Here is a 14,625-nt window from a genome sequence, read left to right as displayed (position 1 = left end):
CGACCGGTACAGTCCGGTCCTGTGACCGCTCCCGCGCGCCTGGCCGACATCGCAGCCCAGGCGGGGGTCAGCGAAGCGACGGTGAGCCGGGTGCTCAACGGGAAACCGTCGGTCGCGGAGACCACCCGCCAGTCCGTACTCGCCGCGCTCGACGTGCTCGGCTACGAACGGCCCGTGCGGCTGCGGCGGCGCAGCGCCGGACTGGTCGGGCTGATCACCCCGGAGCTGGAGAACCCCATCTTTCCGGCTCTCGCCCAGGTCATCGGGCAGGCGCTGACCCGGCAGGGCTACACCCCGGTGCTCGCGACCCAGACCCCGGGCGGGTCCACGGAGGACGAGCTCACCGAGATGCTGGTGGACCGCGGGGTCTTAGGCATCATCTACGTCTCCGGGCTGCATGCCGACAGCACCGCCGATATGCGGCGCTACGACCGGCTTCGTTCACAAGGCGTCCCGTTCGTCCTGGTCGACGGATTCTCCCCGGAGGTACAGGCGCCGTTCATTTCCCCTGACGACCGGGGGGCGATGCATCTCGCGGTCACACACCTCGTCTCGCTCGGTCACACCCGGCTCGGCCTGGCGCTCGGACCACGGCGTTTCGTGCCCGTGCAGCGGAAGATCGAAGGGTTCGTCGAGGCGGTGCGGGACCGGCTGGGGCTGGATGCGCACACCGTCGGGACGGAATTGATCGAACATTCCCTGTACACCCTGGAGGGCGGCCAGGCGGCCGCGGCGCAGCTGATGGACCGCGGCTGTACGGCGGTTGTATGCGCGAGCGACATGATGGCTCTGGGGGCGATACGGGCGGCGCGGCAGCGCGGGCTCGAAGTGCCCGACGACATCTCGGTCGTGGGTTTCGACGATTCGCCACTGATCGCCTTCACGGATCCACCGCTGACCACGGTCAGGAAACCGGTGCCCGCGATGGGCCAGGCCACGGTCCGCACGCTGCTGGAGGAGATCGGCGGCAACGGGACGTCCGAGGCGCAGCGGAGGGCTCCGGTTCACGGCGAGTTCGTCTTCATGCCGGAGCTGGTGGTTCGCGGTTCAACGGCTTCGGCGCCGGGCTCGGCCCGGATTTCTGCACCCCCACGGTGACCAGGGAACGTAAGTCGTCCGTAAGGTGTACCGAGTGCGGCCCGAACCCGACTGCGGGATGATCTGGGGTGGGCCGTGTTTCTGGCAGACTCTCGTCCCATGGGTGAAGCGACCGTGAAGACTCTGGAAGGCCGAACGGCAACCCCGTCACCCATGGTGGACGACGAGGTCGATGCGCGTGCGCCGCGCAGTCGGCAGCGCACCGCCCGGTCGCCGCGCCGCCCGCGGATCTGGTTCGAAATCCTCTTGATCGCGGTCAGTTACTGGACGTACTCGCTCATCCGCAACGCCGTGCCGGAGCAGAAGAGCCAGGCGCTGCGCAACGCGGACTGGATCTGGGACGTCGAGAAGACGCTCGGCATAGCAGTGGAGCAGACGGTCAACCACGCCGTGAACTCGGTGACATGGCTGATCGTGTCGATGAATTACTACTACGCCACGCTGCACTTCATCGTGACCATCGGTGTGCTGGTGTGGCTCTACCGAGGGCACCCGGGCCGCTACGCGGCAGCCCGGCTCGTCCTGTTCTCCACCACGGGTGTGGCACTGGTCGGTTACTACCTGTACCCGCTCGCACCCCCTCGGCTGATGAACGGGCAGCACTTCATCGACACGGTGCTGGTCCATGAGACCTGGGGCTCGATGGCCTCGGGCAACTTCAAGAACATGTCGAACCAGTACGCGGCGATGCCCTCCATGCACATCGGATGGTCGCTGTGGTGCGGCCTGATCATCTGCACGCTGGCGGCCGCTCCGTGGGCGAAGATCCTCGGCGCGCTGTACCCGACGACGACACTGGTCGTCATCGTCGCCACGGCGAACCACTTCTGGCTCGACGCGGTGGGCGGCATGATCTGCCTGGCGTTCGGCTTCGCGGTCTCCTACGCGTGGTACCGGGCACTGCCGCACCAGCTCCCGCAGCTGCCGGCGCAGCCTACGAGCCTTCCCCGTGACCCGAACGGCGGCCTCCGCCGCTTCCTGCCGGCGGCGCGGACCTGACCCGGGGCCCCGCGACGCCGCCGCGTCCATGGGCGACGGCACCGGGGCCGGCCGCCCGCTCGAGGGCTACGCGCCGTAGAACAGTTCCTCCATCACCGCGCGCGCTCGGCGTGTGATGCGGCGGTAGTCGTCGAGCATGTCGCCGACGTGGCCGGGGCCGTAGCCGAGGTAGCGGCCCACCGCGCCCAGTTCGCGGCCGTCCGAGGGGAAGGTGTCGCCGGCCCGGCCGCGGACCAGCATCACGGCGTTGCGCACCCGGGTCGCGAGGACCCAGGCCTCGTCCAGGATCTGCGCGTGCTCGGTGTCCATGAGGCCCGCGGCATGCGCGGCGGCGAGCGCCTCGCGGGTGCGGGTGGTGCGCAGCCCCGGTTCGGCCCAGCCGTGGTTCATCTGGAACAGCTGGACCGTCCACTCGACATCGCTGAGCCCGCCACGGCCGAGCTTCGTGTGCAGCGTGGGGTCCGCACCCCGGGGCAGCCGCTCGGACTCCATGCGCGCCTTCAGCCGGCGGATCTCGCGCACCGCGTCCTCGCCGAGGCCCTCGGCCGGGTAGCGCAGCGGGCCGATCAGCTCGATGAACCGGCCCGCGAGCTCCAGGTCACCGGCCATCGGGCGGGCGCGCAGCAGCGCCTGGCTCTCCCACACCAGCGACCAGCGGCGGTAGTAGGCCTCGTACGAGGCGAGGGTGCGCACCATGGGACCGCTCTTGCCCTCGGGCCGCAGATCGGCGTCGATCAGCAGCGGCGGGTCCGCGGTGGGCAGCTGCAGCAGCCGGCGCATCTCGGTGACCACTGTGTTCGCGGCCTTCGCCGCCTCCTGCTCGTCCACGCCGTCGCGCGGTTCATGGACGAAGAGCACATCGGCGTCGGAGCCGTAGCCGAGCTCGTGCCCGCCGAAGCGGCCCATTCCGATGACCGCGAACCTGGTGGGCAGCGTGTCGCCCCACTGCTCGCGCACCGCGGCCCGCAGCGCGCCCGCGATGGTCGCGGCGGTCAGGTCGGTGATCGCCTTGCCCACCCGGTCCACCAGCGCGCCCGTGTCGACCTCGGCGGGGCTCTCCTCGGTGCCGTACGAGCCGATGAGATCGGCGGCGGCGGTACGGAACAGCTCCCGGCGGCGCACCCCGCGGGCCGCGGCGACCGCGCCCTCGGCGCTGTCCGCGCGCCCGACGGCCGCCAGCACCTCCTGCTCCAGATGGTCGCGGTCGCGGGGCGCCAGGCCTTCGGGGTCGCCGAGGATGGCGACCGCCTCCGGGGCGCGCAGCAGCAGGTCGGGAGCGAGACGGCCGGCGGAGAGCACCCGGGCCAGGTTCTCGGCGGCGGCGCCCTCGTCGCGCAGCAGCCGCAGGTACCAGGGCGTCTTGCCGAGCGCGTCGGAGACCTTCCGGAAGCCCAGCAGTCCGGCGTCCGGGTCGGCGGAGTCCGCGAACCAGCCGAGCAGCACGGGCAGCAGTGTGCGCTGAATCGCCGCCTTGCGGCTGACGCCCGAGGACAGCGCCTCCAGGTGACGCAGGGCCGCGGCCGGGTCCGCGTAGCCGAGTGCCTCCAGACGCTGTCCGGCCGCCTTCGGGCTGAGCCGGGTCTCGCCCGGCGTGAGCTGGGCGACCGCGTCGAGCAGCGGCCGGTAGAAGAGCTTCTCGTGGAGCCTGCGCACCACCGAGGCGTGCCGCTTCCACTCCTTGTTGAGCGTGGCGACGGGGTCGGTGCGCATACCGAGGGAGCGGCCGAGGCGGCGCAGATCGGCCTCGCCCTCCGGCACCAGATGCGTACGCCGCAGCCGGTAGAGCTGGATGCGGTGCTCCATGGCGCGCAGGAACCGGTAGGCGTCGTCCAGCTGGGCGGCGTCGGCCCGGCCCACGTACCCGCCGGAGGCGAGCGCCCCCAGCGCGTCCAGGGTGGTGCCGCTGTGCAGGGTGGCGTCGCTGCGGCCGTGCACGAGCTGGAGCAGCTGTACGGCGAACTCGACGTCGCGCAGCCCGCCGGGGCCGAGCTTGAGCTCGCGTTCGATCTCGGCCACGGGGATGTTGTCGACGACGCGGCGGCGCATCTTCTGTACGTCGGGCACGAAGTTCTCGCGCTCGGCGGCCTGCCACACCAGCGGGGCCAGCGCCTCGATGTACTCCTCGCCGAGCGCCGGGTCGCCGGCCACCGGTCTGGCCTTGAGCAGCGCCTGGAACTCCCAGGTCTTGGCCCAGCGCTGGTAGTAGGCGAGATGGCTGGAGAGGGTGCGCACCAGCGGTCCGTTGCGGCCCTCGGGACGCAGATTGGCGTCCACCGGCCAGATCGTGCCCTCGACCGTGGTCTCGGAGCAGATCCGCATCAGATGGGAGGCGAGCCGCGTCGCCGCCTGGAGGGCCTTGGCCTCCTCCGCGTCGCCGTCCGCGGGCTCGCCGACGAAGATCACGTCCACGTCGGAGACGTAGTTGAGCTCGTGGCCTCCGCACTTGCCCATGGCGATCACGGCCAGACGGCAGGCGGCGGCGTCCTGCGGGGCTGCGGCACGGGCGATGGCGAGCGCGGCACGCAGGGTCGCGGTGGCCAGGTCGGCGAGCTCGGCCGCGGTCTGGGCGACATCGGTTGTGCCGCACACGTCACGCGCCGCGATGGACAGCAGACAGCGGCGGTAGGCGACCCGGAGCGAGACGGTGTCGGTGGCGTCCGCGAGACAGCGTTCGAACTCCGCGACGCCGGGGTGCAGATCGGACGCCTCGTAGGTGACCAGCGCCTGCCAGTCCCGCGGGTGGCGGGCCAGATGGTCGCCGAGCGCCTCGGACGCGCCGAGGACACCCAGCAGCCGGTCCCGCAGCGGCTTCGCGGTGACGACCGTGTCGAGCAGTCGCCGGCGCTCGCCGGGTTCCTGGGCCTCGACCATGCGCACGAGGGAACGCAGGGCGAGATCGGGGTCGGCGCTCGCGCCCAGGGAGTCGAGGAGCACCGGGTCACTGCGGACGGAGGACATCTCGGGCAGGTCCAACAGCCGCCCGGCGGCGGAGGGGTCCGTGAAGCCGTGCCGCAGCAGTCGGGTGAAAGTGCTGCTCCTGCGCCCCGGCCCCGTCATCCCGGTCTCCGTTCTGTCCGAAACGTCCGAACTGCCCGAACTCTGCGAACTCTTCGATCAAGGTGCGGATTCGAGCCTAGCCGCCGGACGCCCCATCGCACCCTGCGGGCCACGCCCGGCCGCCCGGCACGGGCCCGCGGGCGACGCTGCACCGGGCCGGCACACACATGTCCCATGGCCGGTGCGAACCGGGGGCCGGTGCCGACCGGGACTGCCCGTGCGCAGCGGCTCCGGGGTGCGGCGCCCCGCGCCACCCGAGGGGTGGACGGACGCAGAGCCCGCGCGCCCGGGTCGTACCGGACCCGGCGGGGCAGCGTTGGCGGCGTCCGGTACGACCTGGGACGAGTGGCCACGGCGGGCGGCGGCGGCGCAGGCCGCACGGAGGGACGAGGCCGCAGCGTGGTGCCGTGACGAGGTTTCACCGCGCCCCGAGGACGGCGGACTCGGTGGCCGGCCGGCCGGTCGGCGCCGTCGGCCCCCACCGGCCGGAACGCCGCGTGAGATACGCCATGTTCATTGCCCTTCGACGTTTCCGACCCGCATGCTCTGTATTCCGCTTCCACGGCAGGCTCGCGGCGATCACCCCGATCCCGCGGGCCCGATGCTGCTCTTTTTGACATCGAAGGCAATTCCGCATGCGCACGTCCGGGCCTCGCCGCCGCTCCGCCCTGCTGTCCCGTCGGGGCACCAAGGCCGCCATGATCCTTGCGCCGCTCGTCGGCATCGCCTGGATCTCCGGTGCCGCGATCGCCTCGTCCGACACGCAGTCGGCAGCGGGTTCCTCGGACGCCCGGCGCAAGACCGGCCCCGCGCACTCCTGGCACACGCCTCCCGCGCCACGGCCCGCCCCCGCCGCATCGGTGATGCAGATCGTCTCCCACCCGGACGACGACCTGTTCTTCATGAACCCGGACACCCGCCAGTCGATCACCTCCCGCCGCAGCCTCACCAGCGTGTACCTCACGGCAGGCGAGTCGGACGGGGTCAACGCCGCCCGTACCGGCCCGCTGGCCCCTGCCACGCCGCCTCCCGCGGACAAGGCCCGTTACGCGGAGGCGAGGCAGAACGGCATCCGCGCCGCGTACGCGGAGATGGCCACCGGCGACCGCACCAGCCCCTGGCAGCGGACGGCGATCCCGACGGCCGGCGGCGGCAGCGCCGAGCTGGACACCCTGCGCGCCCGCCCCGAGATCCGCCTGGTGTGGGTGCAGCTGCGCGAGGCGGGCTCCATACTCGGCGACCGTCCCAGCAGCCTGCACGGGCTGTGGGACGGCCGTGTGGACCGCCTCGGCGCACAGCTGTCCTCCGGCACCCCGGTGACGGCGCCCTTCGCGTACACCAAGCAGCAGATGATCGACACGGTGGCCGGCCTGCTGGAGCGTTTTGGGCCCACGCATGTGCGGATGCTCGACCCGACGCCCGGCAAGGTCGAGGAGACGGGCCACGCCTCGGACCATCAGGACCACATGTACGGGGCCCGCTTCACGCAGGCCGCGCTCGAGAGGTACGCGCTCTCCCGGGACCACCACGCCTTCAGCGTGCAGAACTATCTCGGCTACCGCACCGGCGGACTGCCGCAGACGCTCGACGCGGCGACCGCCGCGGCGAAGCTGCACACGCTCAAGACCTACGCGTGGACCGACACCGCCAACTACTGCGCCGACCCGGCGGGCTGCGGCGACCGCAAGACGGCCGCGCGTCCCGAAGGCCACGGCTGGGCGTACTCCGTGCGCTACACCCGGGGCGAGTCGACGTCGTGGATGCAGCCGGGCCGGGACGGCGGGCTGTGGGCGTTCTCGGTGCTCGACACCCGGCTCGCCGTCTGGCACAAGGCGGCGGGTGCACGGGAGACATGGACGGGGCCGAAGCTGCTCGGCGGCGGGGGCATCGACAGCGGTGTCACCTCCGTACGGCTGGCCGACGGCCGGATCGCGGTTTTCGCCACCCGTACGACGCTGGGGCAGGCTCCCGGCGACTACCGCAGGGATGTGGTCACGGCCGTGCAGAACGCGCCCGACGGCGCGTTCGGGCCGTGGCTCTCGCTCGGCACACCGGAGCCGGACGACGCGAGCGGTCTCTCCGACATCAGCGCCCCCGCCGCGGCCGTGGACAAGGCCGGGCGGATGACGGTCTATCTGCGCAACGGCCACCACTCGCTCAGCTCCGCGGCCCAGCGGACGGACGGCTCGTGGATGCCGTGGCGCGAGCGCGGCGGCAGCGATCTGCACGGCGACCCGGTGGTGGCCTCGGACGCCGCGGGCCGTCAGCACGTCTTCGTCCCCACCCCGAGGTCGGTGCTGTCGTGGACCCAGGCGGCCCCGGGTGCACCGCTGAGCGGCCCGACGCCGACCGGTCTGCCGCCGACGACCGTCGCCCTGAGCGCGGTCCCGGACGGGGACGGCGTACAGCTCTGGTTCCGCAGGCCCGGTTCGGGCGCGGTGGGCACGGTCCGGTTCTCCGGACCGCTGGCCTCGCCCGTCCGGGATCTGGGCGGTCCGGCGGGCTTCGGCCCGGTCAGCGCATCGGGGCCGGGCAACGGCGTGCTCGCGCTCCGGTCCGGGACGGGCGTCCCGGGCACGGCGCTGCCCGCCCCCGACGACACCGGGCGGACCGGGCCCGCCGAGGGTCCCGCGGCCTGGCAGGTGGCCGGCCCGCAGTTCGTCGGTGCGCCCGCGGGCGCACCGACCGGCCCGCAGGGCACGACGCTGGCAGCGCTGGGCCAGGACGGCCGGCTGTACTGGGCCGAGACGGACGGCCGCGCTTCGCTGTCCCGGTGGCGTCCGGCGGGCTGAGCCCCGACCGATGACTAGGGGCGGCGGACGCGGTCTACCCATGCGGTGATCCGCGACGAGAGGACCGTGCCATGTCCGTGAAGCAGTCCCTTCCCCTGACCGAGCTCGATGCCCGCTACAGCGACCCGAAGGCCGCGGCGGCCGACTGGACGGAAGCGGTCGGCCGGCTACGGTCGGCCGAGACGTACTGGCTGACAACGGTCCGCCCCGACGGCCGCCCGCACGTCACCCCGCTGATCGCCGTCTGGCACGACGAGGCGCTGCACTTCTGCACCGGCGCCGACGAGCGCAAGGCGCGTAATCTCCGCCACAATCAGGAAGTCGTCCTCACGACGGGCGTCAACTCCCTGAGCGAGGGGTCGGATGTGGTGATCGAGGGCGAGGCGGTCCGGGTGACGGACGAGTCGCGCCTGCGGTCCCTGGCCGGGGCGTATGTCGAGAAGTACGGCAAGGAGTGGGCGTTCGACGTCCGTGACGGCGTGTTCGTGGGCGACGGGGGCGAGGCCCTGGTGTTCCAGGTGGCGCCGCGGACAGCGTTCGGCTTTGCGAAAGGCGAGGTGTTCGGCCAGACCCGCTGGCGGTTCACCCAGTGATCCACCCATCCACTGCAGGGAGTTCACCGATGGACATGACCCTTGAAGTGATCCCGGTCCCGGTCTCGGACCTGGACCGGTCGAAGAAGTTCTACGAGGAGGGCTGCGGGTTCAAGGTCGATCTCGACGACGAGGTGGCGCCGGGGATGCGCATCATCCAGCTCACGCCGCCGGGCTCCCGCTGCTCGATCGCCATGCTGTCCGGCATGCCCGCACACGCCGACCAGCAGCTCATGGCTCCGGGCACGCTCCACGGTCTGCAGCTGTGCGTCACGGACATCGCCGCGGCCCACGCCGAACTCACGGCCCGCTCGGTTCCCGTGACCTCGATCCAGCACGTGGGCGCGACGGGCTGGGAGGAGGGGCCGGGCGAGACGTGGAACTCGTTCATGTTCTTCAAGGACCCTGACGGCAACAGCTGGTGCGTGCAGGAAGCCCCGGCGCCGCTCTCGGAACGCTGAGGCCACCGCGCGGACCGCGGCCCCGTGGCTGACTTCTGCCACAGGGTCGTGGTCTTCGACGGGAACGTCCCGTGCGGCCCCGAGCGGCGCATGTCGGGCGAGGGACGAAGGGTCCGGCTCAGGGTTCAGCGCTCGGACCTCGAGGCTCAGCACTCAGGGTTGCGGCGGCTCCTGCCGGCCCGGTGAACCGTACTGGTCCTTCAGCTTGTCCTGGGCCGTGTCGACCTGGCTCTGGTACTTGCCCTGCGTCTTGTCGTCGGCCATGTCGCCTGCCTTGTCGACCCCCTTGTCGGCCTGCGACTCGTGGCCCTTCAGCATGCTCTTGATCTTGTCCATCATGGACATGGGGTTTTCCTCCTCGCCAGATGGGACCCGTCTCTCCAGGGTCACCGCACCTGCCGTGGTTCGCATCCGCAGGGCACGCGGCAGCCGTCGCGACGGCATCCGACCTGATGGGGGTCGGCGAGGGCTCAGATCTGCTGGGGATGACCGAAGAGGAAGTCGTAGCCCGGAGGCAGCTGAAGCAGGATGCGCCGCGGCAGGTCCGCACCCGCCGCGTCGGAGGCCACGCCGAGTACGGCTCCGACGTCCCACTTGGCGGTCTCCCCGGTGGTTCCCTCGAGTCGGACACCGACACCGACCTGACCTGCTCGACCGCCGAGGAGATTGCCGCCGCTCAGGAGGACGTCGCCGGAGACATGGGCCGGTGACATCGCCACGCTCGGACAGGTCGAACCTCGACGGCAGGTGGTGTCACCACACCGGTGACGTCAACGGGCAAGCTCAGCCGCCCCAGAGCGTGACGTACACCGGGGGCCGGAACTGGGAGGGCGGGACGCCGGCACCGGGCGCGCGCATGATGCGGGTCGCCCCCGGGGTGTGCAGGAAGTGCAGGAATGCGTCGGTGGCCGGGGAGCGGTGCTCGGGCCGCAGGACGGTGGCGTGCCACGTGGCATCCGACGGTGTGGCCGAAGTCTCCAGCATGCGCAGCTCGTCACGCCGGATGCGGGGCGACACCAGATGGACCAAGGCCGGGGCCACACCCGCGCCCTCGGCGGCGGCGGCCCAGGTCGCGGTCTGGTTCGGGAACACCCGCACGTGCCGTTCGGGCACGTCCAGCCGACGCAGCAGCCGCCCGGAGTCCGCCTCCGGATCGGTCCCGGAGGAGTCGACCAGCCACGACCACAGCGGTGGCGGACCGGGAGGCCGCGGCACCCTGGCGCCGGTCACCACGACCAGCTGGGCGCGGAACAACGGCTCGCTGACCAGTTCGCCCCCGCGGACGGCAGCGAGATCCGGCCCGAGCGCCACATCGGCCAGCCGGTTCTCCACCAGCACGCGCATCTCGTTGCCGACGGCCACCCCGAAGGAGGTCTCGGTCCTGCGCCCCGCACGGACGGCGAAGGCCTCCATGAGCGACGGGAGTACGAACTCGGCCAGCGTGCTCGTGGCGACGACCCGCAGTTCGTCGGGCGCACCCCGCGCCGCCCGTACCGCGACCTCGGCATCCGCGCTCAGCGCGACCATCCGCGAGGCGACCGGCAGGAGCCGCGCCCCCGCGGGCGTCAGGCGCATGCCACCGCCGCTGGTGCGCCGGATGAGCGGATCGCCGAAGTGGATGCGCAGCGCGCCGATCGCCTGCGACACGGCTGACTCGCTCACGCTCAGGGTCTGCGCCGCGGCGGCCACCGAACCGAGCCGGGCAACCAGCACGAAGGTGCTGAGCTGCGTGACGGTCACGAACCGATTTTCCTTCATTTGCAGTGATAAGTGAATGCTTATTGTCCCCTTGTACGGCTGGCGCCGACGAGCGCAGCATCGCGACAGGGCGGGGGCAGCGTCCCGGGAGGCCCGATGCAGGTTCCAGCCGCGTTCCAGTACGAGAAGGCCACCAGCCTCGATCACGCGATCGAGCTGCTCACTCGGTACGGCCCCGAGGCCCGTGTGGTGGCGGGCGGCCACAGCCTGCTGCCGATGATGAAGCTGCGGCTGGCCCAGCCCGAGGCGCTGATCGACATCAACAGCCTCGATGAGCTGGCGCTGATCCGGGTGGACGGGCACGAACTGGCCGTCGGAGCGATGGTCCGCCACGCGGAGCTGCTGGCCTCGCCCGTCGTCGGCGAGCACTTCCCCATCCTGCGGGACGCCGAACGGGTCATCGCCGATCCGCTCGTGCGCAACCGCGGCACCGTGGGCGGCTCGCTGTGCCAGGCCGATCCGTCGGAGGACCTGTCCGCGGCGTTCTCGGCACTGCGCGCAACCCTTGTCGCCCAGGGCCCCGGAGGCAGACGCTCCATCGCGATCAGGGAGTTCTTCCTCGGCCCGTACGAGACCGCGCTGGACGACGCGGAGCTTCTGGTGGAGATCCGGGTACCCATCCGTTCGCACGCCAGCGCCTACCGCAAGGTCGAGCGCCGGGTCGGCGACTGGGCGGTCGTCGCCGCAGGAGCGGTGCTGGAGATCTCGGGCGGAGTGATCACCGAGGCCGGTATCGGGCTGACCGCGGTGGGCGCCCGACGGTTCGTGGCCGAGCAGGCCGAGGACTTCCTGCGCGGCGGGCGGCCGGACGACGAGGGCTTCGCCGAAGCGGGCCGGATCGCCTCGCAGGAGTGCCGGCCGGCAGCCGACCAGCGCGGCCCGGTCGACTACAAGCGGCATCTGGCCGGGGAGCTCACCACGCGGGCGCTGCGCGCCGCCGCCGCCCGCGCCCAGGGGCAGGAGGCGTGACATGCGGATCACCGTGACCGTGAACGGCGAGCAGCACACGAGGGACGTGGAGCCCAGGCTGCTGCTGGTGCACTTCCTGCGCGACGAACTCGGGCTCACCGGCACCCACTGGGGCTGTGACACCTCCAACTGCGGGGTGTGCGCGGTCTGGTTGGACGGGACACCGGTCAAGTCCTGCACCGTGCTGGCGGTGATGGCCGACGGCCATGAGGTGCGGACCGTCGAGGACCTGGCGCACGGGGCCGAACTCGACCCGGTGCAGCAGGGATTCGTCGCCTGCCACGGGCTGCAGTGCGGCTTCTGCACGCCGGGGATGATGATGACCGCCCGCTGGCTGCTGGACCACAACGCGGATCCGTCCGAGGAGGACATCCGCGAGGCAATCTCCGGACAAGTGTGCCGCTGCACCGGTTACGAGAACATCGTGCGCTCCATCCGCTGGGCCGCCGAGCACGGCGGCGGGGCGCGGACCGCCGACGCGGGCACCGAACAGGCGCCCGGCCGCGAGGAGGTGCGGGCATGACGACCACCGGGGAACGGCCGGTCGGCTTCGGACGGATGCCCCGCAAGGAGGACGCGCGGTTCGTCCGCGGCCACGGAACCTACGTGGACGACGTCCGGCTGCCCGGGATGCTGTACGGAGCCGTCCTGCGCAGCCCGCTCGCGCACGCCCGGATCGTGGCCGTCGACACCAGCGCCGCCGAGGCGCACCCGAAGGTCAAGGCCGTGATCACCGGGGAGACTCTGGCCGGTCTCGGGCTGGCCTGGATGCCCACCCTCTCGTACGACACCCAGGCCGTGCTCGCCACCGACAAGGTCCGCTTCCAGGGCCAGGAGGTCGCCTTCGTCGTCGCCGATGACCGGTACGCGGCCCGTGACGCCCTCGAGCTGATCGACGTGGAGTACGAACCCCTCCCGCCGGTCATCGACGCCCGCAGGGCGCTCGCCCCGGACGCACCAGTCATCCGCGACGACAAGGAAGAGCAGACCGACAACCACATCTTCGACTGGTCGGCGGGCGACAAGGAGCGCACCGACGAGGTCTTCGCGGCCGCCGACGTCGTGGTGAAGCAGGACATGCTGTACCCGCGGACGCACCCGGCGCCGCTGGAGACCTGCGGCACCGTGGCGGACATGGACGCCATCACCGGGAAGCTGACGGTGTGGTCCACCACCCAGGCCCCGCACGCCCACCGCACGCTCTACGCCATGGTGTCCGGCATCCCGGAGCACAAGATCCGGATCATCTCCCCGGACATCGGGGGCGGCTTCGGCAACAAGGTCGGCATCTACCCCGGTTACGTGTGCGCGGTCGTCGGTTCGATCGTCACCGGCAAGCCGGTCAAGTGGGTGGAGGACCGCTCGGAGAACCTGATGAGTACCTCCTTCGCCCGCGACTACCACATGCACGGGGAGATCGCGGCGACGAAGGACGGGAAGATCCAGGCCCTGCGGGTCCATGTGATCGCCGACCACGGCGCCTTCAACGCGACCGCGCAGCCGTCCAACTTCCCCGCCGGTTTCTTCGGCGTCTTCACCGGCTCGTACGACCTGGCCGCCGCGCACTGCACCGTGACCGGCGTCTACACCAACAAGGCGCCCGGCGGTGTCGCCTACGCCTGCTCGTTCCGCGTCACCGAGGCCGTGTACCTGGTCGAGCGGATGGTCGACCTGCTCGCGGCCGAGCTCGGCGCGGACCCGGCAGAGCTGCGGATGCGCAACCTGCTGCGACCCGACCAGTTCCCGTACCAGTCCCAGACGGGGTGGGAGTACGACTCCGGCGACTACCCGCGGGCCCTGCGGCTGGCGATGGACATGGCGCACTACGAGGACCTGCGCCGGGAGCAGGCCGAGAAGCGCGAGCGCGGCGAGCTGATGGGCATCGGGGTCAGCTTCTTCACCGAGGCCGTCGGCGCCGGCCCCCGCAAGCACATGGACATCCTCGGGCTGGGCATGGCCGACGGCGCCGAGCTGCGCGTCCACCCGACCGGCAAGGCGGTCCTGCGGATCTCCGTACAGACCCAGGGCCAGGGCCATGAGACGACCTTCGCGCAGATCGTCGCCGAGGAACTCGGCATCCCACCAGAGGACGTCGAAGTGGTGCACGGCGACACCGACCAGACCCCGTTCGGGCTCGGCACCTATGGATCCCGCTCGACGCCCGTGTCCGGGGCGGCGACCGCGATGGTCGCCCGCAAGGTGCGCGAGCGCGCGAAGATCGTCGCCTCCGCGATACTCGAAGTAGGCCCGGACGACCTGGAATGGGAGAAGGGCCGCTGGTTCGTCACCGGCGACCCCGACCAGGGAAAGACCATGGCCGAGATCGCCCTCGCGGCGCATTCCACCCTCGAACTGCCGGAGGGCGTCGAGGGCCACCTGGACGCGACCTGCGTGTACAACCCGCCGAACCTCACCTTCCCCTTCGGCGCCTACATCTGCGTGGCCGACGTGGACGCGGGCACCGGTCAGGTCAAGGTCCGCCGGTTCGTCGCCGTGGACGACTGCGGCAACAGGATCAACCCCATGATCGTCGAGGGGCAGGTGCACGGCGGGCTCGCCGACGGCGTCGGCATGGCGCTCATGCAGGTCATCGCCTTCGACGAGGACGGCAACTGCCTCGGCGGGTCCTTCATGGACTACCTCCTGCCGACCTCGGTCGAGTGTCCGTCCTGGGAGCTCGGCGAGACCGTCACCCCCTCCCCCCACCACCCGATCGGCGCGAAGGGTGTCGGCGAGTCGGCCACCGTGGGCTCGCCCGCCGCGGTGGTCAACGCTGTGGTCGACGCACTGGAACCGCTCGGCGTACGCCACATCGACATGCCCCTGACCCCCGCCGCGGTATGGCGGGCCGCCCAGGGCCGGCCGCTGCGCACCGATCTGGCGATCACCTGAGGCCGC

The 14,625-nt window shown here is 71.7% G+C and carries 11 protein-coding genes and 1 pseudogene; 8 read left to right on the top strand and 4 right to left on the bottom strand.

What is annotated here, in order from left to right:
* Positions 1-21 precede the first annotated feature (21 nt).
* Positions 22-1,098 carry a LacI family DNA-binding transcriptional regulator gene (locus OHS70_RS26920; protein ID WP_328401397.1) on the top strand — a complete coding sequence of 359 codons (1,077 nt, stop codon included), beginning with the start codon at positions 22-24 and terminating at the stop codon, positions 1,096-1,098.
* A gap of 99 nt (positions 1,099-1,197) precedes the next feature.
* A complete protein-coding gene (locus OHS70_RS26915; RefSeq protein WP_328401395.1) occupies positions 1,198-2,097 on the top strand; it encodes a phosphatase PAP2 family protein in 900 nt (299 codons plus the stop codon).
* 66 nt (positions 2,098-2,163) lie between these two features.
* Here the strand turns inward: OHS70_RS26915 and OHS70_RS26910 are convergent, their stop codons facing one another.
* Positions 2,164-5,154, bottom strand: a complete 2,991-nt coding sequence (locus OHS70_RS26910) for a bifunctional [glutamine synthetase] adenylyltransferase/[glutamine synthetase]-adenylyl-L-tyrosine phosphorylase (protein WP_328401393.1) — start codon at positions 5,152-5,154, stop codon at positions 2,164-2,166.
* 635 nt (positions 5,155-5,789) lie between these two features.
* On the opposite strand from OHS70_RS26910, the gene OHS70_RS26905 reads away from it, so the two are divergent.
* The 3 genes from OHS70_RS26905 to OHS70_RS26895 all read left to right on the top strand — a co-directional run bounded on the left by OHS70_RS26905 (position 5,790) and on the right by OHS70_RS26895 (position 9,000).
* A complete protein-coding gene (locus OHS70_RS26905; RefSeq protein ID WP_328401391.1) occupies positions 5,790-7,946 on the top strand; it encodes a PIG-L family deacetylase in 2,157 nt (718 codons plus the stop codon).
* Between the two features lie 71 nt (positions 7,947-8,017).
* Positions 8,018-8,539 carry a pyridoxamine 5'-phosphate oxidase family protein gene (locus tag OHS70_RS26900; RefSeq protein ID WP_328401389.1) on the top strand — a complete coding sequence of 174 codons (522 nt, stop codon included), beginning with the start codon at positions 8,018-8,020 and terminating at the stop codon, positions 8,537-8,539.
* Positions 8,540-8,568: 29 nt separating this feature from the next.
* The gene (locus tag OHS70_RS26895) at positions 8,569-9,000 is read left to right on the top strand and encodes a VOC family protein (protein ID WP_328401387.1); all 432 of its coding nucleotides are present in this window, start codon (positions 8,569-8,571) and stop codon (positions 8,998-9,000) included.
* Positions 9,001-9,153: 153 nt separating this feature from the next.
* On the opposite strand, the gene OHS70_RS26890 is transcribed toward OHS70_RS26895, so the two are convergent.
* The 3 genes and pseudogenes from OHS70_RS26890 to OHS70_RS26880 all read right to left on the bottom strand — a co-directional run bounded on the left by OHS70_RS26890 (position 9,154) and on the right by OHS70_RS26880 (position 10,740).
* Positions 9,154-9,345, bottom strand: a complete 192-nt coding sequence (locus OHS70_RS26890) for an antitoxin (RefSeq protein ID WP_328401385.1) — start codon at positions 9,343-9,345, stop codon at positions 9,154-9,156.
* A gap of 125 nt (positions 9,346-9,470) precedes the next feature.
* Positions 9,471-9,623 (bottom strand): annotated as a pseudogene (locus OHS70_RS26885) (DUF2267 domain-containing protein); the annotation flags it as partial.
* A gap of 160 nt (positions 9,624-9,783) precedes the next feature.
* Entirely contained in the window at positions 9,784-10,740 is a 957-nt protein-coding gene (locus tag OHS70_RS26880) for a LysR family transcriptional regulator (protein WP_328401383.1), read from the bottom strand.
* Between the two features lie 114 nt (positions 10,741-10,854).
* Between OHS70_RS26880 and OHS70_RS26875 the strand changes: the two genes are divergently transcribed.
* Genes OHS70_RS26875 through OHS70_RS26865 form a run of 3 tightly spaced genes read left to right on the top strand, consistent with a single transcriptional unit; the run spans position 10,855 to position 14,619 of the window.
* Positions 10,855-11,727, top strand: coding sequence for an FAD binding domain-containing protein (locus OHS70_RS26875; RefSeq protein WP_328401381.1), 873 nt, complete (start codon positions 10,855-10,857; stop codon positions 11,725-11,727).
* 1 nt (position 11,728) lies between these two features.
* Positions 11,729-12,250: a (2Fe-2S)-binding protein gene (locus OHS70_RS26870; protein ID WP_328401379.1), complete on the top strand. Its 522-nt coding sequence runs from the start codon at positions 11,729-11,731 to the stop codon at positions 12,248-12,250.
* A complete protein-coding gene (locus tag OHS70_RS26865; protein WP_328401377.1) occupies positions 12,247-14,619 on the top strand; it encodes an aerobic carbon-monoxide dehydrogenase large subunit in 2,373 nt (790 codons plus the stop codon). The genes OHS70_RS26870 and OHS70_RS26865 overlap by 4 nt, the downstream gene beginning before the upstream one ends.
* Positions 14,620-14,625 lie beyond the last annotated feature (6 nt).

This window comes from Streptomyces sp. NBC_00390, assembly GCF_036057275.1.
GTDB lineage: Bacteria > Actinomycetota > Actinomycetes > Streptomycetales > Streptomycetaceae > Streptomyces.
Note: the sequence above shows the minus strand (reverse complement) of the source record. Positions and strands in the feature narration are given on the sequence as shown.

Coding starts and splice junctions, on each gene's coding strand:
- OHS70_RS26895 (WP_328401387.1), top strand. CDS start 8,569: ATGGACATGACCCTTGAAGTGATCCCGGTCCCGGTCTCGGACCTGGAC.
- OHS70_RS26910 (WP_328401393.1), bottom strand. CDS start 5,154: ATGACGGGGCCGGGGCGCAGGAGCAGCACTTTCACCCGACTGCTGCGG.
- OHS70_RS26875 (WP_328401381.1), top strand. CDS start 10,855: ATGCAGGTTCCAGCCGCGTTCCAGTACGAGAAGGCCACCAGCCTCGAT.
- OHS70_RS26905 (WP_328401391.1), top strand. CDS start 5,790: ATGCGCACGTCCGGGCCTCGCCGCCGCTCCGCCCTGCTGTCCCGTCGG.
- OHS70_RS26915 (WP_328401395.1), top strand. CDS start 1,198: ATGGGTGAAGCGACCGTGAAGACTCTGGAAGGCCGAACGGCAACCCCG.
- OHS70_RS26900 (WP_328401389.1), top strand. CDS start 8,018: ATGTCCGTGAAGCAGTCCCTTCCCCTGACCGAGCTCGATGCCCGCTAC.
- OHS70_RS26870 (WP_328401379.1), top strand. CDS start 11,729: ATGCGGATCACCGTGACCGTGAACGGCGAGCAGCACACGAGGGACGTG.
- OHS70_RS26865 (WP_328401377.1), top strand. CDS start 12,247: ATGACGACCACCGGGGAACGGCCGGTCGGCTTCGGACGGATGCCCCGC.
- OHS70_RS26890 (WP_328401385.1), bottom strand. CDS start 9,345: ATGTCCATGATGGACAAGATCAAGAGCATGCTGAAGGGCCACGAGTCG.